Annotated in this window: 21 protein-coding genes; 9 read left to right on the forward strand and 12 right to left on the reverse strand. The window is 73.5% G+C overall.

Translation table 11 applies throughout. The annotated features are described in order from the left end of the window. Positions 1-106 precede the first annotated feature (106 nt). A complete protein-coding gene (locus AB0J67_RS15760; RefSeq protein WP_363482250.1) occupies positions 107-1114 on the reverse strand; it encodes an RDD family protein in 1008 nt (335 codons plus the stop codon). Between the two features lie 81 nt (positions 1115-1195). Here AB0J67_RS15760 and AB0J67_RS15765 point away from each other — a divergent pair, with 81 nt between their 5' ends. Beyond that, entirely contained in the window at positions 1196-2179 is a 984-nt protein-coding gene (locus tag AB0J67_RS15765) for a stage II sporulation protein M (protein ID WP_363482253.1), read from the forward strand. 147 nt (positions 2180-2326) lie between these two features. Here AB0J67_RS15765 and AB0J67_RS15770 read toward each other — a convergent pair whose 3' ends face one another. Genes AB0J67_RS15770 through AB0J67_RS15790 form a run of 5 tightly spaced genes read right to left on the reverse strand, consistent with a single transcriptional unit; the run spans position 2327 to position 7254 of the window. Then, positions 2327-3640, reverse strand: a complete 1314-nt coding sequence (locus AB0J67_RS15770) for a DUF58 domain-containing protein (protein WP_363482256.1) — start codon at positions 3638-3640, stop codon at positions 2327-2329. A 5-nt stretch (positions 3641-3645) separates the two neighbouring features. Beyond that, positions 3646-4626 (reverse strand): MoxR family ATPase, encoded by a 981-nt coding sequence (locus tag AB0J67_RS15775; RefSeq protein WP_363482259.1) that lies wholly within the window; start codon positions 4624-4626, stop codon positions 3646-3648. Next, positions 4623-5837, reverse strand: coding sequence for a DUF4350 domain-containing protein (locus AB0J67_RS15780; protein ID WP_363482262.1), 1215 nt, complete (start codon positions 5835-5837; stop codon positions 4623-4625). Before AB0J67_RS15780 ends, AB0J67_RS15775 begins: the two co-directional genes overlap by 4 nt. After that, positions 5834-6400, reverse strand: coding sequence for a DUF4129 domain-containing protein (locus AB0J67_RS15785; RefSeq protein ID WP_363482265.1), 567 nt, complete (start codon positions 6398-6400; stop codon positions 5834-5836). Before AB0J67_RS15785 ends, AB0J67_RS15780 begins: the two co-directional genes overlap by 4 nt. Further along, positions 6400-7254: a hypothetical protein gene (locus AB0J67_RS15790; RefSeq protein WP_363482268.1), complete on the reverse strand. Its 855-nt coding sequence runs from the start codon at positions 7252-7254 to the stop codon at positions 6400-6402. Before AB0J67_RS15790 ends, AB0J67_RS15785 begins: the two co-directional genes overlap by 1 nt. A 248-nt stretch (positions 7255-7502) precedes the next feature. Here AB0J67_RS15790 and mtrA point away from each other — a divergent pair, with 248 nt between their 5' ends. The 5 genes from mtrA (at position 7503) to raiA (ending at position 13449) form a co-directional block, all read left to right on the forward strand. Next, positions 7503-8192 carry an MtrAB system response regulator MtrA gene (gene mtrA, locus AB0J67_RS15795; protein WP_120316862.1) on the forward strand — a complete coding sequence of 230 codons (690 nt, stop codon included), beginning with the start codon at positions 7503-7505 and terminating at the stop codon, positions 8190-8192. A gap of 151 nt (positions 8193-8343) precedes the next feature. Then, a complete protein-coding gene (mtrB, locus tag AB0J67_RS15800) occupies positions 8344-9975 on the forward strand; it encodes an MtrAB system histidine kinase MtrB (RefSeq protein WP_363482372.1) in 1632 nt (543 codons plus the stop codon). Between the two features lie 194 nt (positions 9976-10169). Beyond that, positions 10170-11831, forward strand: a complete 1662-nt coding sequence (locus tag AB0J67_RS15805) for an LpqB family beta-propeller domain-containing protein (RefSeq protein WP_363482272.1) — start codon at positions 10170-10172, stop codon at positions 11829-11831. A 3-nt stretch (positions 11832-11834) separates the two neighbouring features. After that, on the forward strand, positions 11835-12563 hold the full coding sequence (locus AB0J67_RS15810) for a ComF family protein (protein WP_363482275.1): 729 nt from the start codon (positions 11835-11837) through the stop codon (positions 12561-12563). Positions 12564-12816: 253 nt separating this feature from the next. Continuing rightward, the gene (gene raiA, locus AB0J67_RS15815; protein ID WP_363482278.1) at positions 12817-13449 is read left to right on the forward strand and encodes a ribosome-associated translation inhibitor RaiA; all 633 of its coding nucleotides are present in this window, start codon (positions 12817-12819) and stop codon (positions 13447-13449) included. Between the two features lie 61 nt (positions 13450-13510). On the opposite strand, the gene AB0J67_RS15820 is transcribed toward raiA, so the two are convergent. Genes AB0J67_RS15820 through AB0J67_RS15830 form a run of 3 tightly spaced genes read right to left on the reverse strand, consistent with a single transcriptional unit; the run spans position 13511 to position 16891 of the window. Beyond that, the gene (locus tag AB0J67_RS15820) at positions 13511-14629 is read right to left on the reverse strand and encodes a GNAT family N-acetyltransferase (RefSeq protein ID WP_363482281.1); all 1119 of its coding nucleotides are present in this window, start codon (positions 14627-14629) and stop codon (positions 13511-13513) included. Next, positions 14626-15195 (reverse strand): GNAT family N-acetyltransferase, encoded by a 570-nt coding sequence (locus tag AB0J67_RS15825; RefSeq protein ID WP_363482284.1) that lies wholly within the window; start codon positions 15193-15195, stop codon positions 14626-14628. The genes AB0J67_RS15820 and AB0J67_RS15825 overlap by 4 nt, the downstream gene beginning before the upstream one ends. Positions 15196-15244: 49 nt before the next feature. After that, positions 15245-16891 carry a BTAD domain-containing putative transcriptional regulator gene (locus tag AB0J67_RS15830; protein WP_363482287.1) on the reverse strand — a complete coding sequence of 549 codons (1647 nt, stop codon included), beginning with the start codon at positions 16889-16891 and terminating at the stop codon, positions 15245-15247. A gap of 359 nt (positions 16892-17250) precedes the next feature. On the opposite strand from AB0J67_RS15830, the gene secA reads away from it, so the two are divergent. Further along, positions 17251-20088: a preprotein translocase subunit SecA gene (gene secA, locus AB0J67_RS15835; RefSeq protein WP_363482290.1), complete on the forward strand. Its 2838-nt coding sequence runs from the start codon at positions 17251-17253 to the stop codon at positions 20086-20088. 227 nt (positions 20089-20315) lie between these two features. On the opposite strand, the gene AB0J67_RS15840 is transcribed toward secA, so the two are convergent. Then, the gene (locus AB0J67_RS15840) at positions 20316-20816 is read right to left on the reverse strand and encodes an Rv3235 family protein (protein WP_363482293.1); all 501 of its coding nucleotides are present in this window, start codon (positions 20814-20816) and stop codon (positions 20316-20318) included. A gap of 99 nt (positions 20817-20915) precedes the next feature. Further along, entirely contained in the window at positions 20916-21149 is a 234-nt protein-coding gene (locus AB0J67_RS15845; protein ID WP_363482296.1) for a helix-turn-helix domain-containing protein, read from the reverse strand. Between the two features lie 134 nt (positions 21150-21283). On the opposite strand from AB0J67_RS15845, the gene AB0J67_RS15850 reads away from it, so the two are divergent. Next, on the forward strand, positions 21284-21790 hold the full coding sequence (locus tag AB0J67_RS15850; protein WP_363482299.1) for a hypothetical protein: 507 nt from the start codon (positions 21284-21286) through the stop codon (positions 21788-21790). Between the two features lie 4 nt (positions 21791-21794). Here AB0J67_RS15850 and AB0J67_RS15855 read toward each other — a convergent pair whose 3' ends face one another. Continuing rightward, the gene (locus AB0J67_RS15855; protein ID WP_363482302.1) at positions 21795-22739 is read right to left on the reverse strand and encodes a hypothetical protein; all 945 of its coding nucleotides are present in this window, start codon (positions 22737-22739) and stop codon (positions 21795-21797) included. A 290-nt stretch (positions 22740-23029) separates the two neighbouring features. Between AB0J67_RS15855 and pruA the strand changes: the two genes are divergently transcribed. Beyond that, complete coding sequence (gene pruA / locus AB0J67_RS15860) at positions 23030-24676, forward strand: L-glutamate gamma-semialdehyde dehydrogenase (RefSeq protein ID WP_363482305.1); 1647 nt, start codon at positions 23030-23032, stop codon at positions 24674-24676. The last annotated feature ends 42 nt before the right edge of the window (positions 24677-24718 follow it).

Here is a 24718-nt window from a genome sequence, read left to right on the forward strand (position 1 = left end):
GGCGGCCCCGCTGCATCGCTCGTTTCCCCGGCAGCAGGATCATGATCAGCAGTAGATTGAGGGCGGGGCCTTCGGCGTGACCAGGGCCCTGCCGGGGTGGGACGGCTCAGCTCGGTGCGCCCGAGCGCAGCGCTGCCGGGCCGGCGGGCTGGGCGGCTACCGCGACGGGCTGCGGCGCTGCCGCGACGGGCTGGGGCGCGGCGCCGCCGGCCGGTGTGCCCAGCGGCTGTGCCGGCACGGTGGCCGCCGGGGCGGGCTGCGCCGGGGTGGGCAGAGGGCTGAACAGCTCGGGCCACAGCAGCGCGTGGCTCGCCCGGTCGCGGGTCAGCCGGGCGGCGGCGCGGCGGTGCCGCTCGCCGATCACCGCGGCCAGGTACGCCCAGCCCGGCGTGTCCTGCGGCGCGGGCGGGGTGGTGCAGGCGGCGATCTCGGTGGCCAGCGCGTGGCCCAACCGCGTGCGGTACGGGTCGCGCAGGCTGCGGCTGCGGGCCAGGAAGTGCCGGGCCGCCAGGGCCAGCTCGTCGTCCAGCCCGGTCAGGTCCAGCGTCGCCGCCCACGGGAGCAGCGGCACGGGGATGCTGGGCACCCAGCCCCAGCTCTCCGGCGTGCGGTCGTGCACGACGATGGTGCCCGCGGCGACGTCGGCCAGCCGCTTGCCCCGGGCCGAGCCCGACAGCACCGCCAGGCTCGCCGCCCAGCTCACGATCAGCAGGATGCCCGGCCACTCCAGCGTGGCGCCGACCAGGGCACGGGTGAACGACTGGCGCAGCGTGATCGGACCGCCGTCGTCGCGTACCACCCGCAGGCCCATCGCGAGCTTGCCCAGCGAGCGGCCCCGGGTCAGCGACAGCATCAGGGTCGGGTAGCCCACCGCGACCAGGACGATCGTGACGATGTACGCGGTGTTGACGTTCGCCAGGTCGAAGCCCAGGAGGAAGGTGAACGCGAGGCTGAGCAGGGGGAGCAGCAGCGCCGCGAGCATCAGCTGGGCGAAGACGTCGAGCATCAGCGCCAGCACGCGGGAGCCGGCGCGGGCCAGCCGCACCTCCAGGTGCACGGCCTCGCCGCTGACCAGTCCCGCCGTGCTCTCCGCCGCCTCGTGCCCCTGCCGCATCGGCACAGTGAATCACAGGTGCGCGCGGGGAGCGGGCCCCCGCTAGGCTGCCGGTCGGACAATCCCGGGGAGGGACGAGCGGTGGACCTGGACGCGTACGTCGCCGAGCATCGCGGCGAGTGGCGGCGGCTCGAGGCGCTGAGCCGGCGCCGCAAGCCCAGCGCCGCCGAGGTGGACGAGCTGGTGCTGCTCTACCAGCGGGTGGCCACCCACCTGTCGGTGGTGCGCAGCCGCACCCCCGACCCGGCGCTGGTGGCGGAGCTGTCCCGGCTGGTGCTGTCGGCCCGCGCGACGATCACCGGCGCGGCGCCCGTGGACTGGCGGCGCGTGCCCCGCTTCCTGGCGTACGACCTGCCGCTGGCGCTCTACCGGGCACGCCGGTGGTGGTACGCGACCACGATCTGCTTCGTGCTGGCGGCCGTGGCGGTGGGGGCGTGGGTCATCAGCGACCCGGCGGTGCCGCGGGCTTTCGGGATGACCGACGCGGACATCGCCCAGCTCGTCGAGCACGACTTCGCGAGCTACTACAGCGAGCACTCCGCGCCCAGCTTCGGGCTGCTGGTGTGGACGAACAACGCGTGGATCGCGGCGCAGTGCCTGGCCTCCGGGGTGCTGCTGCTGCCGGTCGCCTGGTTCCTGTGGCAGAACGCGCTCAACGTGGGCATCGTCGGCGGCCTGATGGTCGGGCACGGGCGGGCCGACGTGTTCTTCGGCCTGATCGCCCCGCACGGGCTGCTGGAGCTGACCGCGATCTTCGTCGCGGCCGGGGTCGGGCTGCGCATCGGCTGGGCCTGGGTGGTGCCCGGGCCGGTGCTGACCCGCGGGCAGGCGCTGGCGGCCGCGATGCGCCAGGGGATGCACGGCGCGCTCGGGCTGGTCGGGGTGTTCGCGGTGGCGGCGCTGCTGGAGGCGTTCGTGACGCCGTCGTTCCTGCCGCTGCTCGTGCGGGACGCGATCGGGGTGGTGGTGTGGGGGGCCTTCCTCGCCTACGTCCTGGTGCTGGGGCGGCGGGCGGAGCAGGGTGAGCTGGTGCTCGACACCGCCGCAGCCGGTCCGCAGGGGTAGCCGCCGGTGGGCGGGGTTCGGCGAGGTGGGGCTGGAAGCATGATCGCTGTCTCCGGTCAGGACCTGCAGTCTGACTGCATATCCTGACCCGGAACAGCGATCTTCGCGCCGCCGCGCTGCGGCGGTGGCGGTGGCGGCGGCGGTGGGTCAGAGTTTGCCGGCGGCCTTGAGGGCGAGGTAGGCGTCGGTGACGCGGCTGGCGAAGACGTCGGCGGGGAAGTCGAGGACCTCGACGCCGTGCCGGGTCAGTGCGCTGCTGAGCCGCTCCCGGTCGGCCAGCGCCCGGGTGCCCGCGGCGGCGGCGTACACCTCGTTCGGGCCGTGCAGGGGTGTCGCGGCGAGCTCGGCCAGGGCCGGGTCGTGTACGGCCGCGATCAGCACCCGGTGCCGGGCGGCCAGCCGGGGCAGCACCGGCAGCAGCCCCTCGCCGAGCGCCCCCGGCTCCAGCGCGGTGAACACCACCACCAGCGAGCGCTTGCGCTCCCGGCGCAGCACCTCGCTCGTGATCAGCTCGAAGTCCGTCTCCACCATCGCGGGGTGCAGCGGGGCCACCGCGTTGATCAGGCGGGGCAGGGTGCCCCGGCCGTGCGCCCCGGCCACCACGGCCCGCACCCGGTGGTCGGCCGCGATCAGGTCGACCTGGTCGCCGGCCTCCTGCGCGACGGCGGCCAGCAGCAGCGCGGCGTCCATCGCGGCGTCGAGGCGCGGCTCGTCGCCGACCCGCACCGCGCTGGTGCGCCCGGTGTCCAGCACGCACACCACGCGCCGCGACCGCTCGGGCCGCCAGGTGCGCACCATGACGTCGCGCCGCCGCGCCGTGGCGCGCCAGTCGATCGAGCGCACGTCGTCGCCGGGCACGTACTCGCGCAGCACGTCGAACTCGCTGCCCTGGCCGCGGCCCCGGATGGCCAGGGCGCCCTCGACGGTGCGCAGCTTCGCCAGCTTCTCCGGCAGGTGCTTGCGCGACGTGAACGGCGGCAGCACCCGCAGGTGCCACGGCGGCTGGTGGTCGGCCTGGCGGAAGGCGAGCCCGAGCGGGCCGAGGCTGCGTACGGTGACCCGGTCGGCGGGGCGGTCGCCGCGCCGGGTCGGGGTCAGCGTGGTGGTGAGCGTCGCCGCGGTCCCCGTGGGCAGGCTCACCCGGTGGGCGTACGGCTGCGCCCCGGCCGACGGCGCCCAGCCGTCGCGCACCTGCAGCCGGGCGTCGGCGCCGGTGCGGTTGGTCAGGATGAGCGAGGTCTGCGCCTGCTCGCCCAGCCGCACCAGGGCGCCGGTGCCCTCGCGCCGGACGGACAGCCGCCGCGGGTCGGCGGTCACCGCCCAGTCGACCAGCACCCCGGCCGCGACCAGGCCGAGCAGCCCGCCGGCCAGGGCCCAGGGCGGGATCGCGTACAGCGCCGAGAGCAGGCCGACGACCGGCGCGCACAGCGCGACCAGTACTGCGGTGCGGACGGTGGGCACGGCGGCTATCGCGGGGTGGGCACGGACGCGAGCACCGCGTCCAGGACCGACTCGGCCGTCACGTTCTCCAGCTCGGCCTCGGGCGTCAGGCGCAGCCGGTGCCGCAGCGTCGGCCGGGCCATCACCTTCACGTCGTCGGGCGTGACGTGGTCCCGGCCGCTCAGCCAGGCCCAGGCCTTCGCCGTGGCCAGCAGCGACGTCGCGCCGCGCGGCGAGGCGCCCAGCTCCACCGAGGGGGTGGACCGGGTGGCCCGGCACAGGTCCACGATGTACCCGAGCACGGGCTCGGTCACGGTGACCCGGCCGACGGCGTCGCGCGCCGCGGCGAGGTCGGCCGCCCCGGCGACCGCCTTGATGCCGACCGCGCCCAGGTTGCGGGGGTCGAAGCCGCCGTGGTGGGCACGCAGCACGCCCAGCTCCTCGTCCCGGTTCGGCAGCGGCACGGTCAGCTTCAGCAGGAAGCGGTCCACCTGCGCCTCGGGCAGCGGATACGTGCCCTCGTGCTCGATCGGGTTCTGCGTGGCGGCCACCAGGAACGGCTCGGGCAGCGGCCGGGTCACCCCGTCGGCCGACACCTGCCGCTCCTCCATGACCTCCAGCAGCGACGACTGGGTCTTCGGCGGCGTCCGGTTGATCTCGTCGGCCAGCAGCAGGTTGGTGAACACCGGGCCGGGGCGGAACTGGAACTCGGCGGTGTGCGGGTCGTAGATCACCGACCCGGTCACGTCGCCGGGCATCAGGTCGGGGGTGAACTGGATGCGCTTCATCTCCAGGTCCAGCGCGGCGCCGAGGCTGCGTACCAGCAGCGTCTTGGCCACCCCGGGCGGGCCCTCCAGCAGCACGTGGCCGCGGCACAGCAGCGCGATGAGCAGTCCGGCGACGACGCCGTCCTGGCCCACGACGGCCTTGGCCACCTCGGTCCGCAGCCGGCCGAGCGCGTCACGGGCGGGTTCGGCGGCGGATGCGACAGTCAACGGCTCGGTCACCGGTGCTCTCCTTCGTTCACAGGTCCTGCGGTCACCCGCTCGACCAGCAGCCGCAGCTGCCCGGCCCACTGGTGAAGTTCCTCGTCGGTCTCCGGCTGCGGCCCGTAGAGCAGGCCGCCCAGCCAGGCCGGATCGGCTCCGGTCCGGGCCTGCAGCGCGGCCAGCAGCTGCTCGGCCTCCGCGCCGGGGGTGAGCCCGACGGCGGTGGCGAGCCTGCGCCGGGCGTCGGCCCGCAGCGTCTCCAGCGCGGGGCCGCGGGCGCGGGCCCGGCGGTAGAGCCGGCCGCGGCCCACCGCGGTCTCCGCGCCCGGCACCTCCACCGGCAGTGGCTCCACGGCGGGCGGGCCGAGCCGCCTGCCCCGGGCCAGCGCGACGGTGAGCGTCGCCGCCAGCAGCGTCACCACCACCCAGAACAGCCAGTCCGGGAACGGGCTGGGCCCGTCCTCCTCCTCGGGCAGCTCCAGCGGCTCGTCGGCCTGCGTCCGGGGCCGGGGCGGCTTCGGCTCGTCGTCGTGCAGATCCAGCCAGACCAGGGTGCGGTCGCGGCTGAGCAGGTCCACCGCGAGCCGCGCGTTGTCATGCTCGCCGATGCGGGCCGCGCGGAACGGGTCGGCGCTGCCGACCACCACGAACTCGGTGCCGTGCTCGGTCACCCGGGCCAGGCCGCCGTCGTAGCAGAGCTGGACGGGGTCCGGCGCCTGCGCGGTGCGCGCGTACACGGTGCGGGTGGCCGCGGCCGCGCCGGCCGAGGTCACCGGGCAGTCCGCGCCGCGGGGGCGGACCGCGGTCGCCCAGCGCTGCCGCACCGCGGTGAGCGAGTCGAACACGGTCATGGTCGCGAACCCGTCGGGCTCCACCAGCACCACGCGGGTGCCGTCGGCCAGGCCGGTGAGGTCGCTCAGCCGGTCCGTCCGGACGTACTGCGGGGTGGGCACGAACAGGGTCGCCGCGCCGCGCTCGGCGTCGACCGCGCGGAAGGCGTCCTCGCTGCTGGTCACGGTGCGGATGGTGACGCCCTCGGCGCGCAGCAGCTCGGCCAGGCGGCTCGCGCCGTCGGGGCCGCCGCCGGCGGGGGACAGGTATGCCGGGTCCGGCGGGTCGGTCTCCTCGGCGGCGTGCGCGGTCAGGGTGACCGCGATCAGCGCGAGCACCGGCAGGAACGGCAGCAGCAGCCGCCACCGGCGGCGGCGGTCGGCCGGGGAGGGGGTCATCGCGCACCTCGCGCCGTCTCGCGCACGGTGGCCAGGTGGCCCCGCATCCGCTCGTCGTCCTCGGCCGTCGCCGGGCGCTGGGCGTACCAGATGCCGGAGAACACGGCGGTGGCGCCGTCGAGCGCGGGGCCCAGCTCCGGACGGGCGCCCGCGGCGGCGCGGGCCAGCTCGGTCACCGTCCAGCCGGGCACGTGCTCGATCACGCCGCGCTCGACCAGCTCCCGGACGATGGCGCGCAGGCGCTCGCGCACCGCCTCGGCCCAGCGGCCCTCGGCGGCGTACCGGTCGGCCAGGTTGTGGTAGACCTCCGCCGCGCGCGCCGGCAGCTCCTCGGCGTCGTCGGGGTCCTCGCCGTCGACCGGCTCGCCGATCGCCTCGCCGAGCTCGTCCGCGCGCCCGGCCCGGCGGGCCGCCCGGCGCATGCGCCAGCGCGAGGGCAGCCAGGCCGGGTACGTGTACCACAGCACCGCGACCACGGCCGCCAGCAACAGCAGCACCAGCCAGCTCAACACGAGCGAGAAGCCGTCGTCCCAGACGGCGGCCGCCTCGTTCCACCACCTCATCAGCGCGCCACCAGCATCTCGGGGGTCAGCTCGCGGTGCCGCGAGGCGCGGTCCAGCCACAGGTCCAGGCCCTCCAGCCGGACCCGCGACTCGATGAGCAGCACCGCGTCCAGCGCGGCCAGGGTGGCGTACGCCAGCGCGTTGGCCGCGACGAGCACCGGCACCAGCAGCCACTCCGCCGCGTCCGGGCCGATCGGCAGGAACTCCAGCCCGGCCAGCACGCCCAGGAAGAACGCGAACCGCATGATCAGCCACGACGCGTAGCCCAGGACCCGCACCCCGGCGACGCGCATACCGCCCCGGAAGGCGAGCCCGGCGGCCCGGCGCAGGGCCGCGAACGCACCCCGCCGCTCCACCGTCACCACGACCGCGACCAGCCCGAACAGGGGGTATCCGAGCAGCCACAGCGGCCCGAGGAACGCGCCCAGCGCGGCCGGGGCGGCCGCGATCAGGCCGCCGAGGGCGACCGCCTCGATCCCGCGCAGCCGGCCGCGGCCCGCCGCCCGGGGCACCGGCCGCCCGGTCACCGCCGCGATCGCGGTGCGCCCGGTGACCGCGCCCAGCCACGTGATGATCAGCGCTTCCAGGCCGGCGCCGAGCGCCAGCAGCACCCAGTAGCCGCCGCTGAGATCGGGCACGCCGTCGCCGAGGCGTACGCCCACCGTGGCCCGGCCGGGGATGAGCACGGCCTGCTCGGCCAGGGCCAGCACCGCGGCGGCGGCCAGCAGCACCCCGGCGCGGCGGCGGACCAGCTCGGCGGCGGAGTCCAGCAGCTCACCCAGGGTGAGCGGGCGCAGCGGCAGCACCTGGCCGCGCGGCAGCCGGCGCTTGGCCGAGGGCGCGGCGCGGTCCATGATCGCTCCGAGGGGGTGTGGGGGCGGAACGTGAGGCAGTCTAGGGGTGCCCCGCACTGGTGGGCGCACCGTGACGAGCCGGGTTCCGAGGGGTCGGGGAGAGCAGCCGCCATAGTGGCACGGCGTGGCCCGATGCGTGGCCCCTACCCTGGCCGATCGGACGAGATCGGTGAAGCCGGTTCGTGTCTCGGCGTGTGGGATGGGATATTGGACGGCATGAGCGACCCGATGATGCCGAGGCATGCCGCATGAGGGCGCGAGTCCTGGTGGTGGACGACGACCCGGCGCTCGCCGAGATGCTGGGCATCGTGCTGCGCAGCGAGGGGTTCGTGCCCGCCTTCGTCGCCGACGGCGAGCGGGCGCTGGCCGCGTTCCGCGAGGCGCGCCCGGACGTGGTCCTGCTGGACCTGATGCTGCCCGGGATGAGCGGGCTGGACGTCTGCCGCGCCATCCGGGCCGAGTCCGGCGTGCCGATCGTGATGCTCACCGCCAAGAGCGACACCGTGGACGTGGTGCTGGGCCTGGAGTCCGGCGCCGACGACTACGTGGTCAAGCCGTTCAAGCCCAAGGAGCTGGTGGCCCGGGTCCGGGCACGGCTGCGCCGCGGCGAGGACGTGACCCCGGAGCTGCTGACCATCGGGCCGCCGGACAACCAGATCATCATCGACGTGCCCGCGCACACGGTGACCCGCAACGGCGCCGAGGTGAAGCTGACCCCGCTGGAGTTCGACCTGCTGGTGGCGCTGGCCCGCAAGCCGCGCCAGGTGTTCACCCGCGAGGTCCTGCTGGAGCAGGTCTGGGGCTACCGGCACTCGGCCGACACCCGGCTGGTGAACGTGCACGTGCAGCGACTGCGCGCCAAGATCGAGCCGGATCCGGAGCGCCCGGAGATCATCCTGACCGTGCGCGGGGTGGGTTACAAGGCCGGCACCAGCTAACCTTGCCCGCATCGTGACCACCCCCACCCCGACCCCCACTGAGCTGCCCCGACCCCGCGAAGCGGAGCCGTCCGGGCAGCGTGTGGCCGTGCCCGCCCCGACGGAGCGGGCGGCCGCCGCGGTCAAGCGGTTCGTCAAGCGCGCGGCGAAGGTGCCCGCGCTGCGTCCCGCGGCCCGGAAGCTGGCCCCCGGCGTGCGGCAGGTGCACCGGATCTGGCGCCGCTCGCTGCAGCTGCGCATGGTCACCATCACGCTGCTCTGCTCCAGCGCGCTCGTCGGCGGCTTCGGCTACCTGATCGCGAGCAGCAGCACCGACAGCCTGCTGCTCGCGGCGCAGGAGGATGCCGAGCGCCAGTTCCTCATCGGCCGCACCAAGGCGATCGAGCAGATGAGTGCGATCCCCAACCCGGAGAGCCCCACGATCGAGAACGAGATCACCAGCGTGCTCGGCACGCTGGCGGGTCAGGGCCAGAACGGCCTCGTCGTGGCCATGCGCTTCGAGAACGAGAAGGTCGCGACGCTGCCGCGGGCCGGGCTGTTCTGGCCAAACGACCTCGATCTGAGCCAGGCGATCACGGCGGACATGCAGAACATGGTCCTGGACGGCGGATGGGGGCACGAGTACGTCGACGCCGACCTCGGGGAAGGCGTCCACACCTACCTCGTCTACGGCACACCCGTGCCCACCCAGAAGTGGGCGGGCAGCTCGGTCGAGCTCTACTACCTCTTCCCGGTGGACACCGAGGTGAAGGTCGCCGGGGACATCCGCTCCACGATCACCTTCGTCGGTGTCGCCCTGGTGCTGCTGCTGGGCATGGTCACCGCGCTGGTGACCCGGGCCACCGTCAGCCCGGTGCGGGTGGCCGCCCGGACCGCCCAGCGGCTGTCCGCCGGCCTGCTCGACCAGCGCATGGTCGTCAAGGGCGAGGACGAGATGGCGCTGCTGGCGGACGCGTTCAACCAGATGGCCGCCAACCTGCAGCGCCAGATCGTGCGGCTGGAGGAGATGTCCCGGCTGCAGCGGCGCTTCACCTCGGATGTGTCGCACGAGCTGCGCACCCCGCTGACCACCGTCCGGATGGCCGCCGACCTGCTCTACTCCGAGCGCGACACCTTCGACCCCGCCTCCGCTCGCAGCGCCGAGCTGCTGCAGGCGGAGCTGGACCGGTTCGAGGAGCTGCTCACCGACCTGCTGGAGATCAGCCGGTTCGACGCGGGGTTCGCCATGCTCGACGCCGAGCCCACCGACCTGGTCACGGTCGTGCGCCGGGTGACCGAGCGGCTGGAGCCGGTGGCCGAGCGGGTCGGCGTCCAGCTGGAACTGGTCGCACCGGACCCGCCGGTGATCGCGGAGATCGACCCCCGCCGGGTGGAGCGGATCCTTCGCAACCTGGTGGGCAACGCCGTGGATCACGGCGAGGGCCGTCCCGTCACGGTGACCCTGGCGCTGGACAGCCGTGCGGTCGCGATCACCGTGCGGGACCACGGGGTGGGGCTGAAGCCCGGCGAGGAGAAGCTCGTGTTCAACCGGTTCTGGCGGGCCGACCCGTCCCGGGCCAGGCAGACCGGGGGCACCGGGCTCGGCCTTTCCATCAGCATGGAGGACGCCCGGCTGCACGGCGGCTGGCTGGAGGCATGGGGCTCACCCGGCGGCGGTGCGCAGTTCCGGCTCACGCTGCCGGTGCGCGCGGGCGGACGGCTGGCGGGCTCACCCCTGCCGCTGGTGCCCGCCGATCACCCGGCGCCGCAGCTTCGCGGCGAGTCGGCGCAGGTGCGGGCATGATCAGGCGGCGGCGTACGCGGACTGCGGCCGGTGTGCTGGCAGCCGGGCTGGTCTGTGCGGTGCTCGCCGGCTGCGGTATCGGGGTGCCCAGCGGTGTCCGCCGGGACGGCGCGGGCCCGTCGACCGGGCCGGGTGGGGTGCCTTCCAGCAATCCGACGCCGGCCCAGTGGAGTCCGACGGAGAACAACCCGCGGATGCTGCTCAGGTCCTTCCTCGAAGCGGCCGCCGGCGACTACGCGCCCGACGCGACCAGGGAAGCCACCCTGACCAGGCTCAAGAACTTCATCTCCGAGGAGAGGCTCGCCACCTGGGATCCGGGACCGGACCTCACCCTGGTCCGGGTGCTGGACGAGCCGACCCAGGACGGTGACACGGTGAAGGTGACCGTGCAGTACGTCGGCACGCTGGATCCCGAAGGACAGGTCGAGCCGGGCGACGGCAAGGTGGAGCAGCTCAGGTTCCTCTTCAAGCCGGTCGACGGGAAGGCGGGACTCTTCCTGACCAACCCGCCGCCCGTCCTGCTGTTCGACGTCGCGAAGCTCGAGAGGTTCTACCTGAAGCTTCCGATCTACTTCTGGAACAAGAACAAGACCTCCCTCGTGCCCGACCTGCGCTACCTTCCCCGGGCGCTACCCGCCGAGCAGCACAGCAACCGGCTGGTCGACTGGCTGCTGAAGGGGCCTTCGCCGGCGGTGAAGGAAGCGGTGCTGGAACTCCCGACCGGCGCGAGCCGAGCCGATCTGATCATCAAGGACGACACCCAGATCAAGGTCAACCTGGTCGCGGCGGCTTCGGACGCCGACCTGGAGAAGCTCGCCATCCAGCTCTACTGGACGCTCGTCCCGCCGGAGACCGAGGAGCGCGTGCTGCTGCGGGTGAACCGCAACGAGTACGCCGTCGACTTCGCCACCGCGCGGCCGTGGCTCACCGCGTTCCGGCCCGAGTCGGAGCCGCGGCTGTACGTGATCGCCGACGGGGTGCTGCGCCGCCTGAAGGGCAGCCGGGGCGAGCAGGAGCCGCTGCTCGACGGCGAGAAGCAGAACCGTGGCCTCGTCACCGCCGCGGTGGCCCACGGCGAGCGCGCCTTCGCGCTGGTGCGCCAGGAGGGCGACACGCAGCGGCTGTACGTACGCGCGGCGGGCCGCCCGACGCGCCAGGTGGCGTTCCCGTCGCCGGGCGTGGCCTCGCTCTCCGGCCCGGTCTGGCTCGATCGATCCGCCGAGGTCCTGATGGTGCTCGGCGACGGCAAGCTGTGGGCGGTCGGGGCCAGGGACACGAACGCCAGCATGGTGACCGCGACCAAGGGCCTGCCGAGCGGCGACATCACCGCCTTCTCGGTGGCACCGGACGGGCGGCGCCTGGCCCTGGTCATCGGGGGACGGCTGCACATGGCACTGCTGCAGCGAGCGAACGCCACGGCCGGCACTTTCAAGATCGTCGAGTGGCAGCGGGTGCCGGTCGGCTCGGGCTTCGACGGCAAGCTGCACGGCGTGGGCTTCATCAGGGAGGACATCGTCGCGGTGGGCACCGGCGGAGCCGACGAGAAGGTGTGGCTGGCCGAGGTGACCGTCGACGGCGCCCTGCAGAAGACCTACTCGACGGTGCAGAGCGGGACCGTCACCAACCTGACGGGATACGTCGAGGACGGTGGGCGGACCGATCGACCGGGCAAGATCATGCTGGACGTGAACGGGAAGGCCTACCGGGCGTGGCCCACCCAGAGCTTCTCCGATCTGGAGGCGCTGGTGGGCAAGGCGGTGCTGCCGGTCCCGTCGCCGGGACCGTCGGCATCCCCCTCGGCCTCCCCCGGCACGCCGGCCGAGGCGAGCGTCTCGACCGCGTTCTTCGAAGGCTGAGCCGTGCCGGCCGCGACGCTCTGGCAGGCGCTGGCCGATCTGGTGCTGCCCGCGTCCTGCGCGGGCTGCGGCCGCTCGGGCGAGCCGCTGCGGCACGAGGTGTGCGCCGCCTGCGCCGCCGCGGTCGGGTCGCTGCGGGCCGCGCCGACCCGGCCCGACCCGCCACCGCCCGGCCTGCCCGCCTGCGTGGCACTCGGCCCGTACGCCGGCGAGCTGCGCGAGCTGCTCCTCGCGTTCAAGGAGCGCGGCCGGCACCGGCTGGCCCGCCCGCTGGGGGCGCTGCTCGCCGAGGCCGTCGCGGCCGCCACCCCGCCCGGCGCGCCCGTGCTGCTGCTCTACGTCCCGGACACCGCCGCGGCGGCCCGCGCCCGGCACGGTGACCACATGCGCCTGCTGGCCCGTGCGGCGGCGGCCCGGCTGCGCGAGGCGGGCCGCTCGGCGGCGGCCGCCGCGCCGCTGCGCGCGCTGCCCAAGGCCGACTCGGCGCACCTGACCTCCGCGCAGCGGGCGGCGGGTGCGGCCGCTGGTTTCGCGCTGCGATCAAGGGGTATCGAGCGGGTACGGCGCACCGCGCCCGGCTGCGTGACGATGCTGCTGGACGACATCGTGACCACCGGGTCCACCCTCGCGGCCGCGTCGGAGCTGCTCGCTGGTGCGGGCGTGCGCGTCGACGGGTGCGTCACCCTGGCGGCGACACGCCGTATTCAGCCGCAACGCGCAATATGGTCGTAATCTTCGGATAATGGCGTGATCGGTGCTGCGTGACGGCTCCATGACGCGTGGTACCGAAAGGGCGAATCTCGTCAAAACAGTCTTGGTACAAGGGATGACGAGTGGCTGACGAGCGGCTAGCGTCAGAAGCCAACCACCTGATGGAGTCACCGCCAAGGCAGTGACAGGAGCGTCGGAAGGGGCTTACACCAGTGCGCCCCGGACACAGTCGCCGGGGTGCTTCCGCACTCGGACAGACCGTGGGAGGTCAGGCGTGGACATCGAGGTCAAGGGTCGTAATGTCGAAGTTCCGGATCATTTCCGGGTACATGTGGCCGACAAGCTGCAGAAGGTCGAACGTTACGACCAGAAGATCATTGAATTCGACGTCGAACTAATCCACGAGCGCAACCCGCGCCAAGCTGATTCCTGCCAGCACATCGAGATCACCTGCGTGACCCGGGGGCCCGTCATCCGCGCCTGCGGCGCCGCCGGAGACTTCTACTCGGCACTCGACGAGGCCGTGGACCGGCTCGACCGCCGCCTGCGCAAGGCCGCCGACCGCCGCCGCGTGCACCGCGGCCGCCGGGCGCCGGTCTCCGTCGCGGCCGCGACCGCGGGCCTGGCCGCTTTCCAACCCCCCGCAGCAGGCTCGACCGCGACGCTCGCCCGTTCCGCGAACGGTGCCGGCGGCCCGATGGACGCGCTGGAGGACGCCGACCAGCCGTGGCACATCGTGCGGGAGAAGGAGTTCTCCGGCGAGCCGATGACGATCGACGACGCCCTCTACCAGATGGAGCTGGTCGGGCACGACTTCTACCTCTTCCACGACAAGGACAGCGGCCGGCCGTGCGTCGTCTACCGCCGCAAGGCCTACGACTACGGACTGCTGACGCTCGCCTGGTGAGGTGACCGACCCGAACCGGCCTGTCCCGTCTGCGACGGGGCAGGCCGGCTCTTCATGCCCGTCAGCGGTACCGTTCGGCGATCCGGACGTACTGGATGTCGTCGATGCGGGTGCCGTCGGGGCCGGGCAGGCGCGCCTTGAGGTGGCCCTCACGCTCGAACCCGGCCCGCTCCAGCACCCGGCGCGACGCCTCGTTGTAGGGAAAGGTGCCCGCCGCCACCCGCACCAGGCCCGCCTGCTCCAGCGCCCAGTCGCTGATCAGCCGGGCGGCGGCGGTGGCCAGACCGCGCCCGCGGAACTCCGGGCGCAGCCCGTACCCGATGATCCCCTGGCGCAGGAACGGCTCCTGGTAGTACAGGCCGATGTCGCCGGCGAACTCGCCCGTCGCGGCGTCCAGGATGACGCAGGCCGCCCGGATCCCGGCCAGCCAGTCCGATTCGGCCAGGGCGCAGCGCTCCCGTACACCCTCCAGCGTGGTCGGCCCGCCGATGTTGTTACGCCGCACCTCCGGCAGCTCGCTCAGCGCGAAGTACGCCTCGGCGTCGCCGGGCGCGAGCCGGCGCAGCCGCACCAGCCCGTCGGACAGCTCACCGCCGGGGAAGTCGGGCAGGCCGGGGGCCACCGGGCCGGGCGGGTCGGTCGCCAGCCGGGCGAACACCACGTGGTCGCCGCGCGAGCCGTCGCGCAGGGTCGCCGCGCCGCGGCGTACGCCCTCGCGGGTGAAGCCCGCCGCGAGCGCCACCCGCTGGCTCGCCGCGTTGCGCGGCGCGGTGACCAGCTCCATCCGCGCGATGCCGCGCTCGGCGAACGCCCACCGGGTGATCGCGACGGTGGCCGCGGTGGCCACGCCGCGCCGCCGGGCCCACGGGGCGATCCAGTAGCCGACCTCGGCCTGGGCCCGCTCGGCCACCACCTGGCCCATGCCGGCGCCGCCGAGCACGTCGTCGGTGGCCGGATCGACGACCGCCCAGGACGCGCCGCCGTTCTGCCAGGCCGCCGGGGCGCCCTCGTTGATCCACCACTGCGAGACCTCGTCGGTGTACGGGCTCGGCATCAGCGGGATGAACTCCGCGATCAGCGGGTCGGCACACGCCTCGCGCGTGCGCTGCGCGTCGCGGGGGGCCCACGGCCGCAGCCGGACCGTGCCGCCGTCGAGCTCCACCGGCTCGACGGCCGTCACGACAGGTCCTCGCGGACGAAGGAGGCGATCCAGGCGTCGCGGCGCTCGCCGCGGTGGGCGCAGCCGTTGCGCAGCACGCCCTCGTACGTGAAACCGGCCTTCTCGGCCACCCGGCGGGAGCCCTCGTTGCCCACGTGCGCCTTCCACTCGACCCGGCTCAGGCCCAGCTCGCGGATGCCCCACTCGGTGACGGCCCGCAGCGCGGCGCTCATGTAGCCGTGGCCGCGGGCGTGCGGCGCGGTCAGGAAGCCGACGTCGGCCACCTCGGGGTCGCCGCCGACCCGCAGGTCGATCTGGCCGACGTACCCGCCGTCGCCGTCGGCGAGCACGAACGCCGCGCCCTGGCGCCGCTGCCACCAGCCGGGGGCGTACTCGTCGATGAAGCCGAGCGCCCGCTCGTGGTCGTAGTCGAGGGGCACCGTGGTCCAGCGCAGGGTCTCCGGGTCGGTGCAGGCGGCGAGGATGCCGGGGGCGTCGCCCGCGTCGGGCAGCCGCAGGGTCAGCGGCTCGCCGCGGTCGGTGGTGGTGCGCAGCACCGGCTGGGGGCGGTCGTACGGGTCGGTCATGGCCCCCACCCTGGCATATCGTGCCGCCGGCGGCCCACCCGATATCGCCTCAGGCCAGCGCGACCAGGATGTCGCGGCGGTCGTCGACGGTCTGGCGCGGCAGCAGCCGGTGGTGCGCCAGGTGGTCCACGGTGAGCAGCGGGCCGTGCTCGGTGCGGTGCGCGACGATGCCCCGGGCCTGCTCCGGGCTGATCCCGGGCACCTCGGCCAGCACCTCGGCCGGGGCGCTGTTCACGTCGACCAGGCCGCCGTCGTCGAAGGCGGGCGCGAGGTCGGGGCGCCCGATGTGCAGCCGCCGGGCGATGTCGGGGTGCTGCGCCAGCAGGTGCCGCGCCTGCTCGCGGCGCACCCGCAGCTCGATGTCGCGCACCAGCGCGGGCGGCAGGGTCCGGGCCGGCTTGTCCAGCCCGAGGAACAGGCCCTGCGCGATGCCGCCGGCCCAGCATGCGGCGATCGACGCCATCGCCAGCGTGTCGTGCAGGCTCAGCGTCTCGGAGACCGGCCTGGCCAGGTTCGTCCAGGCGACGATGTTCAGGACGAGGTACGCCGCCGCGCACACGCCCACCCGCCAGCTGCGGCGGTATGCCGCGAAGAAGCCGACCGCCGCGAAGCTGGCGAAGCCGCACGACAGCAGGGGCACCGCCGCGCCGACCGCGGCCAGGATGATCCGCCGGGTGCGCGCGTTGTCCTCGGCCGACACCGGCGGCGGCGGCGGCGGCGGTGGCGGCGGCGGCGCGTACGCCGGCCAGCCCGCCACCGGGTAGGCGCCCCAGCCGGCGGGCACCGGCGCGACGCCGGCGGACCCCGGCACGGGGCCGTACGCCGCGAGCGGCTGCGGTGCGGGCGAGTGCGGTGCGGCGACGGTCAGGTGCGCCGGGACGGTCAGGTGCACCGCCTGGCCGGGACCCGTCGGCACCGGTGCGAGCAGGGCCGGGTCGCCCTGCAGGATGGCGCGGTGCAGCTGCTGCAGGCGCTCGCCCGGCTCCACGCCGAACTCCTCGGCGAGCAGGCCGCGCGCCTCCCGGTACGCGGCCAGCGCCTCGGCCTGGCGGCCGCACCGGTACAGCGCCAGGATCAGCAGGTAGCGCAAGCCCTCCCGGAGCGGGAACTCGCCCACCAGCTCGACCAGGCGCGGCGCGGCGTCCACGTGCCGGCCCAGCTCCAGCTCCAGCTCGACCATGGTCTCCAGCGCGGCGGCGCGGCTGTCCACCAGCCGCTCCCGGGCCGTGTCGAACACCGGGCCGGCCAGCCCGGCCAGCGGCTCCGCGCGCCACCCGCCCGCCGCCTCGCGCAGCACCGAGGCCGCCTCCAGCAGCCGCCGCTCGTCGCGCAGGCGCTGGGCGCGGGCCACCTCGCGGGCGAAGCGCTCGGTGTCGAGGCTGCCCTCGGGCACGGCGAGCACGTATCCGGCCGGGGTCAGCGTGATCAGCTGGCCGGGCGTGCGCGGCGAGTGGTCCGGGTCGAGCGCGCGGCGCAGCCCGGCGACGTACTTCTGCACCACGTTGGGGCCGTTCTCCGGCGGCTCCTGCTGCCAGACGGCGTCGATGATGGCGGTCGGCGCCACCGGGCGGTTGGCGTTGAGCACCAGCATCGCCAGCACCGCCCGCTGCTTGCCCGGCCCGAGGTCCAGCTCCCGCTCGCCGTGCCACGCCCGCAGCGGGCCGAGCAACTCGAAGCGCAGCGGCCGGTCGGTCACGGGGTCCTCCTGGTGGGGGCGGCTGCCGCCCGGGTCGAGCGGCGGGTACGCCGATGGGTAAGCCGGAGCGCAGCAGTCGGCAGCATAACGGCAGCGGATCGGCAGCAGCGACGCTCAGGCTGGTCGTCGAGGCGGTCCAGCCCGGCGTCCGGGGGAACGGGGGCGGCCGGCGCGTCGATTCGCGGCGGCCGTCTCCCCGGTGCCGGGCGGCCGCGACACCACCCTCTGGCAGCGGCGTTCCGCCCGGAGGTTTGTGACTTCGTGCCCGATTCTGCCGGATCACTTCCCCGGGGGTGACGATTCGCCGTCCGATGCGCCTACGATGGGTCGGCAGACTGTCTAGGGAGCGTTGAACACCCGTGTCGATTTTCGAGAAGATCCTCCGTGCCGGCGAGGGGCGGATGCTCCGCCGGCTCAAGGCCATCGCCGACGCCGTCAACTCCATCGAGGAGAACTACGTCGATCTCACCGATGCCGAGCTGCGGGCGCTGACGGACCAGTACCGGGAGCGTCTCGCCGACGGGGAGACCCTGGACGACCTGCTCCCCGAGGCGTTCGCCACGGTGCGCGAGGCCGCCAAGCGCGTGCTGCACAAGCGGCACTACGACGTGCAGCTCATGGGCGGCGCGGCGCTGCACTTCGGCAACATCGCCGAGATGAAGACCGGTGAGGGCAAGACCCTCGTGTCGACCCTGCCGGCGTACCTCAACGCTCTGGCCGGCAAGGGCGTGCACGTCATCACGGTCAACGACTACCTGGCCCAGCGTGACGCCGAGTGGATGGGGCGGGTGCACCGCTTCCTCGGCCTCACCGTCGGCGTGGTGCTGCCCAACCGGCCCTCCGACGAGCACCGCGCGGCCTACGAGTGCGACATCACGTACGGCACGAACAACGAGTTCGGCTTCGACTACCTGCGCGACAACATGGCCTGGTCGGCCGCCGACATGGTGCAGCGGGGCCACAACTTCGCGATCGTCGACGAGGTGGACTCGATCCTCATCGACGAGGCGCGCACCCCGCTGATCATCTCCGGCCCCGCCGAGCAGTCGCAGCGGTGGTACGGCGAGTTCGCGGCGGTCGTCGCCCGCCTGGAGCGCGGCAAGGACGGCTCCGGCGACTACGAGGTCGACGAGGCCAAGCGCACCATCGCGGTCACCGAGCGCGGCGTGTCCCGGGTCGAGGACCGGCTGGGTATCGACAACCTGTACGAGTCGGTCAACACCCCGCTGGTCGGCTACCTGAACAACGCCATCAAGGCCAAGGAGCTGTTCAAGCGCGACAAGGACTACATCGTCTCCGACGGCGAGGTCCTGATCGTCGACGAGTTCACCGGTCGCATCCTGCACGGCCGCCGCTACAACGAGGGCATGCACCAGGCGATCGAGGCCAAGGAAGGCGTCGAGATCAAGCAGGAGAACCAGACCCTCGCGACGGTCACCCTGCAGAACTACTTCCGCATGTACGAGAAGCTGTCCGGCATGACGGGCACGGCGCAGACCGAGGCCGGCGAGTTCAACAAGGTCTACAACGTCGGCGTGGTGTCGATCCCGACGCACCGCCCGATGGTCCGCCAGGACAAGTCCGACGTCATCTACAAGACCGAGAAGGCGAAGTTCCAGGCGGTCGTCGAGGACATCGCCGAGCGCCACGTCACCGGCCAGCCGGTGCTGGTCGGCACGGTCTCCGTGGAGAACTCCGAGATCCTGTCCCAGCTGCTGCGCCGCAAGGGCATCCCGCACTCGGTCCTCAACGCGAAGTACCACGCCCGCGAGGCGGAGATCGTCGCGCAGGCGGGCCGCAAGGGCGGCGTCACTGTGGCCACCAACATGGCCGGCCGTGGCACGGACATTCTGCTCGGCGGCAACCCCGAGTTCCTCGCCGCGGCGGAGCTGCGCCAGCGCGGGCTCACCGAGGAGGAGCACGGCGACGACTACTACAAGGCGCTCGACGAGATCCTGCCCGCGTGGGAGGAGGCCTGCAAGGCCGAGGCCGAGGAGGTGCAGGCCGCCGGCGGCCTGTACGTGCTGGGCACCGAGCGCCACGAGTCCCGCCGCATCGACAACCAGCTGCGCGGCCGGTCCGGCCGCCAGGGCGACCCCGGCGAGTCGCGCTTCTACCTCTCGCTGCAGGACGACCTGATGCGCCGCTTCCGGTCGGGCGCGGTCGAGGCGGTCATGGAGCGCTTCAACATCCCGGACGACGTGCCGATCGAGTCCAAGATGGTGACCCGGCAGATCCGCAGCGCGCAGACGCAGATCGAGGCGCAGAACGCCGAGATCCGCAAGAACGTCCTCAAGTACGACGAGGTCATGAACAAGCAGCGCCAGGTGATCTACGCCGAGCGCAAGCGCGTGCTGGACGGCGAGGACCTGAACGAGCAGGTCGAGAGCATGATCGACGACGTGGTCAGCGCGTACGTCACCGGCGGCACCACCGGCACCGGCAAGGAGTACGCCGAGGACTGGGACCTCGACCAGCTGTGGACCAACCTCAAGCAGCTCTACCCGGTCACCATCACGATCGAGGAGCTGGAGAAGGAGGCCGGCGCCGAGCGCACCACCTTCGACCACGACTTCCTCGTCGAGCGGATGAAGCAGGACGCGCACGACGCGTACGACCGCCGCGAGCAGCAGCTCGGTGCGGAGGCCATGCGCGAGCTGGAGCGGCAGGTGCTGCTCGCGGTCATCGACCGCAAGTGGCGCGAGCACCTCTACGAGATGGACTACCTCCAGGAGGGCGTCGGCCTGCGCGCGTACGCCCAGCGCGACCCGCTGGTCGAGTACCAGCGCGAGGGCTTCGACATGTTCGCCCAGATGATGGAGGGCATCAAGGAGGAGGCCGTCGGCTTCCTGTTCAACCTGGAGGTCCAGGTCGAGCAGGCGGCGCCGGCCGAGCCCACGGCCGGGGTGCCGCTGCCCGACGGCGAGTCGCACGTCGAGGTCCGGGCCAAGGGCCTGGGCCAGCGGCAGCAGCCGCAGCGCGTGCAGTACACCTCGCCGACCATCGACGGCGCGGCGGGCGCGGGCGCACCGCAGGTGCAGCAGGCTCCGGCGCTGGGCATCGGCGGCGGGGGAGACTCCCGCAAGCCGTCCCCGCGCAGCGCCGGTCGCGGCGCGGTGGCCGCTCCGGCCTCCCGCAACAGCCCCTGCCCCTGCGGCTCGGGCAAGAAGTACAAGCGCTGCCACGGCGCCGCGTAACCGGCGACGACGCGAAGGGGCCGACCCGGCTGGGTCGGCCCCTTCCTCGTTCCTGCGTCGGTCTGGCGCGGCCGCGCTGGTGAAGATCGCTGTTTCCGGTCAGGAAGTGAAGCTGGACTGCACTTCCTGACCCAAAACGGCGATCTTCGGGGCCGGGTCGGCGGAACGGTGGTGGAGCCCGGAACGGGCGGCGCGGTGGGTGTGGCTCGCGGCGGCCCGCCCCGGGGTCAGAGGAGCACGGTGAGGGCGGTGCAGCGCCAGGTCGTGCCGTCGCGCTCCAGCCGGTACGCCATCGACCAGGTGGTGCGGCCGTTGCTGAGCACTGCGGCGACCTCGGCGACGCCCGGTCGTGGCTCGCAGGTGCGCAGCTGGCGGCGGCGCACCGGGGTGCGCGGGGTGCCGGGCGGCGCGGCGCGGTGCTGTGCGGCCAGCCGGCGCAGCGCGCGCGACAGCTCTTCCAGCACGTCGTGTGCCTCGGTGACGCGCAGCAGGGGGCGCAGCTGGCTGGGGGAGCGGAAGCCGTTGAACAGCTCCAGGCAGAGGTTGAGGAAGCGGTGCGCCGCGGTGTGGCACTCCGGCGAGGCGCCCGCGACGGCTCCGGGCGGCACGACCTCCCGCGGCTCCGGCCGGCTCGGCCGGTAGGTGGTGGGGCGCAGCTCGTCGTCGAACGGCGGGTCGAGTCGCGGCGCGCGATGGATGCGGACGGACCCGGCCGGTGCGACCGTCATCGGGATCACCACCCTTTGATCTTGAGTTTGCTTGAGTTTGCCTCCGTTTGATTCTTTGTAGCTCGTGGACAGCGATCGGTCAATGCCAATCCCAAGATCTCAGTCGTCGCCCCCGGTGAGCGGGTTGTCCTTGATGTACTGCTCGGTCTCGCCGTAGAGCTGGGTGATGTACTCCTCCAGCCGGGCGCGCTCGACGCGCCACTGGCCGCGGCCGCCGAGCTTGATGGCGGGCAGCTCGCCCCGGCGCACCAGCGCGTAGATCTGCGCCGTGGTGGTGGCGAGCTCCTCGGCCACCTGGTCCAGGGTCAGGAAACGGGGCGGGGCCTGGGTCATGTCGGCGGGGTCTCCTGTGGAGGGCGGGAAAGCTTTCGGTTGCTTCAGTTTGCCATCGTATGGCGTGGCGCGGGGGTTCGCTGCGCTCGTGCGAGACTGTGCCTGACGACAGATCCGACGGGAGGGGTCCGGACGTGGCGAGCGATCTCGTGAGGGTGTACCTGCCCGCGACGGTGCGGCTGGTGGCGGCGCTGCGCGAGGCGGACGAGCTGTCCGGGGCCACGGCCCACGCGGTGACCCCCGCCCTGCGCGAGTGGTACGCCGAGGGCGACGAGGAGGAGCTGGAGTACGTCGCGTTCATGCGCGCGGCCCAGGACGCGCTGCGCCTGCTGCGCGACGACCCGTCGGCCCCGCGGCGGCGGGTGGTGGTCTCGGCCGACGTGCCCGCCGCGCAGGTGAGTGTGGACAACCGGGACCTCGGCACGAGCACGGTGCGGCTGTCGGGGGCGGTGCCCCGCCGGGCGATCGCGGCGTTCCACGTCGACGAGGCCGAGGCCGAGCCGGTCGTGGCGGCCGCCGCCGAGGTGGTGGAGCGGGCCGCGGGCGGCGACCCGGACGCGCAGTTCACCGTCGACTCGGCCGAGGATCTGGACCTGCTCTGGTTCGCACCGGAGGAGCTCGACGAGCTCCTCCGGCACTGACCGGTCAGTCGCGCGCGGCGGCCTTCGGCAGGCTGCGCCCGAACGCGACGATGGTGGTGATCGCGCCGACGAAGAGCACGACCAGCCCGGTGTTGCGGCGCGAGGCCGCGATGAAGGACAGGATCTCCGAGTCGGCGGTGATGTCCGCGGTGGCCAGCGAGAGCAGCTGCGCGACACCGAGGCGGGTGCACAGCTCGGCCACGATCAGCATGAGGCCGGCGGCGGCGCCCGCGGCGAGGTAGACAGGCCACGACGGGGCGTCGCCGGCCCGCCTGGCCGCGCGGCGGATGCGCCAGTACGCGACGAGCCCGGCGATCAGCCCGGCGACGATGGCGATCATGCCCGCCAGCAGCCCGTTGGCCTCGTAGCGTTCGGCCGCGGTGTCGCCGCCGCCGAACGCGTCCAGCAGCGAGGTGGAGAACAGCGCCATCACGTTGAGGAAGACCAGCACGGCCAGCGCGGCGCTGAGCCCGGCGGCCAGGATGCGGGCCGGGCGGATGGCGCCGAGCGCCCCGCCGAGCGCGCCGGAGGCGCCCACCGCGATCGCGACCACGCCGACGGCCCGCGCCGACATCCCGTACGCCAGCAGCACGGCGCCGCTGGCCAGCGTGCCGGTCAGCAGGCCCGCGGCGGCGCCGACGGCCCAGCGCCCGGCGCCGCGGTCGGCCCACGGCCGGCGGCGGCCCAGCGCCAGCGTCGACCACAGCCCGACGGCGGCCCCGGCGACGAGGCTCGCCTGCACCACGAGCGGCAGCAGCACGGATGCCAGCACCAGGTTGTAGTCGCCCTGCGTGCCGGTGAAGGCGGTGCGGTAGAAGAGCAGCGCGACGAGCAGCCAGGCGAGCGCCGCGAAGGCGAGCCAGCCGGTCGTGGAGGGGGTGCGCGCCCCGTCGGGCGCCGCGGGCTCGGCGGCGCGCTGGGCGGGGGTGGCGGTCGCTGGCTCGGTCATCGTGGTCTCCTGTGGGGCGACAGTGGGCCTGGCGGCGGCGCGGTGCGCACCGCCGGGACGGCCCCGTGTCGTGAGGGCCTGATCGGCTGGCGAGGCGTGCTCGGGATGGTCGGTCGACCTAGCCTAGCCATGCCGGAGGGGTGGGTAGTCTGGACCGGTGGGACAGCCCCGCCGGTGCTGCGCCGAGGGTTGAACGGATCACATGTCCGCGCTCGCGGGGACTCCTGGCGGTACTTTGCGTACTTGTATACAAAGAACGTTGCCGTACCTTCCGATCGGAGGAGCCGTCGATGGACGCCGTATCCCAGGTGCCCGCACCCCGCAACGAGCCCGTGCACACCTACGCGCCGGGCACGCCCGAGCGCACCAGGCTGCAGAAGCGGCTGACCGAGCTCGCCGCCGAGCGCCTCGACCTGACGATGACCATCGACGGGCAGCAACGTATGGGTGGCGGCGACGCGATCGACGTCGTACAGCCGCACAAGCACTCGCATGTGCTGGGAGTCACCCACAATGCCACCAACGCCGATGCGGTGGCGGCGGTGACGGCCGCGAAGAAAGCCGCCCCCCTTTGGCGTGATATGTCCTTCGACGACCGGGCCGCGATTTTCCTGAAGGCCGCGGATCTGCTCTCCGGGCCGTGGCGCGACACCCTCAACGGCGCCACCATGCTGGGCCAGTCCAAGACGGTGCAGCAGGCGGAGATCGACTCGGCCTGCGAGCTGATCGACTTCCTGCGCTTCAACGTCGAGTTCGGCCGCAAGCTGCTGGCCGAGCAGCCGATGTCCTCGCCCGGCGTGTGGAACCGCTTCGACCACCGCCCGCTGGAGGGCTTCGTCTACGCGATCACGCCGTTCAACTTCACCGCCATCGCGGGCAACCTGCCGGCGACCCCGGCGCTCATGGGCAACACGGTGGTCTGGAAGCCGGCGCACACGCAGCAGTTCTCCGCGCACTTCGTGATGCGGCTGTTCGAGGAGGCGGGCCTGCCCCCGGGTGTGATCAACATGGTCACCGGCGACGGCCTGGCCGTCTCCGAGGTCGCCCTGGCCGACCCGGACCTGGCCGGCATCCACTTCACCGGCTCGACCAAGGTCTTCCAGCACCTGTGGAAGCAGGTCGGCGACAACATCGCCGGCTACCGCTCCTACCCGCGCATCGTCGGCGAGACCGGCGGCAAGGACTTCATCGTCGCGCACATGTCGGCCGATCCGGCCGCGCTGGTCACCGCGATGGTCCGGGGCGCCTTCGAGTACCAGGGCCAGAAGTGCTCCGCCGCGTCGCGGGCGTACGTGCCCCGCTCGCTGTGGGAGGCGGGCGTGCGCGACCAGCTCGTCGCCGACACCGAGTCGCTGACGTACGGCGACGTCACCGACTTGCGCAACTTCGGCGGCGCGGTGATCGACGCCCGCGCGTTCGCCCGGCACGCCGCCGCGCTGGAGAAGGCGAAGGCGTCGGAGTCCTGCGAGATCATCGCGGGCGGCACCGTGGACGACAGCGAGGGCTACTTCGTCTCGCCGACCGTGATCGTCTGCTCCGACCCGGCCAACGAGGTGTTCACCACCGAGTACTTCGGGCCGATCCTGGCCGTGCACGTGTTCGACGACGCCGACTTCGAGGCCGTGGTCACCCAGGCCGAGAGCGTCGCGCCGTACGCGCTGACCGGGGCGGTCTTCGCGCAGGACCGGCGGGCGCTGGAGTGGATGTCGCACCGGCTGCGCTTCGCGGCGGGCAACTTCTACCTCAACGACAAGCCGACCGGCGCGGTCGTCGGTCAGCAGCCGTTCGGCGGCGGCCGGGCGTCCGGCACCAACGACAAGGCCGGCTCCTGGCACAACCTGATCCGCTGGATGTCCCCGCGGACCATCAAGGAGACCTTCGTCCCGCCGACGGACCACCGCTACCCGCACATGGACACCGATCACCCGCGTCCCTGACCCCTGCTGCGTCGATCTAGGAGTTGTGGTGCCGAAACGGCA

The sequence above is a fragment of the Catellatospora sp. NPDC049609 genome (assembly GCF_040675365.1).
GTDB lineage: Bacteria > Actinomycetota > Actinomycetes > Mycobacteriales > Micromonosporaceae > Catellatospora.

Coding starts and splice junctions, on each gene's coding strand:
- AB0J67_RS15760 (WP_363482250.1), bottom strand. CDS start 1,114: ATGCGGCAGGGGCACGAGGCGGCGGAGAGCACGGCGGGACTGGTCAGC.
- AB0J67_RS15780 (WP_363482262.1), bottom strand. CDS start 5,837: ATGACCCCCTCCCCGGCCGACCGCCGCCGCCGGTGGCGGCTGCTGCTG.
- AB0J67_RS15785 (WP_363482265.1), bottom strand. CDS start 6,400: ATGAGGTGGTGGAACGAGGCGGCCGCCGTCTGGGACGACGGCTTCTCG.
- AB0J67_RS15790 (WP_363482268.1), bottom strand. CDS start 7,254: ATGGACCGCGCCGCGCCCTCGGCCAAGCGCCGGCTGCCGCGCGGCCAG.
- mtrA (WP_120316862.1), top strand. CDS start 7,503: ATGAGGGCGCGAGTCCTGGTGGTGGACGACGACCCGGCGCTCGCCGAG.
- AB0J67_RS15805 (WP_363482272.1), top strand. CDS start 10,170: ATGCTGCTCAGGTCCTTCCTCGAAGCGGCCGCCGGCGACTACGCGCCC.
- AB0J67_RS15825 (WP_363482284.1), bottom strand. CDS start 15,195: ATGACCGACCCGTACGACCGCCCCCAGCCGGTGCTGCGCACCACCACC.
- AB0J67_RS15840 (WP_363482293.1), bottom strand. CDS start 20,816: ATGACGGTCGCACCGGCCGGGTCCGTCCGCATCCATCGCGCGCCGCGA.
- AB0J67_RS15845 (WP_363482296.1), bottom strand. CDS start 21,149: ATGACCCAGGCCCCGCCCCGTTTCCTGACCCTGGACCAGGTGGCCGAG.
- AB0J67_RS15855 (WP_363482302.1), bottom strand. CDS start 22,739: ATGACCGAGCCAGCGACCGCCACCCCCGCCCAGCGCGCCGCCGAGCCC.
- pruA (WP_363482305.1), top strand. CDS start 23,030: ATGGACGCCGTATCCCAGGTGCCCGCACCCCGCAACGAGCCCGTGCAC.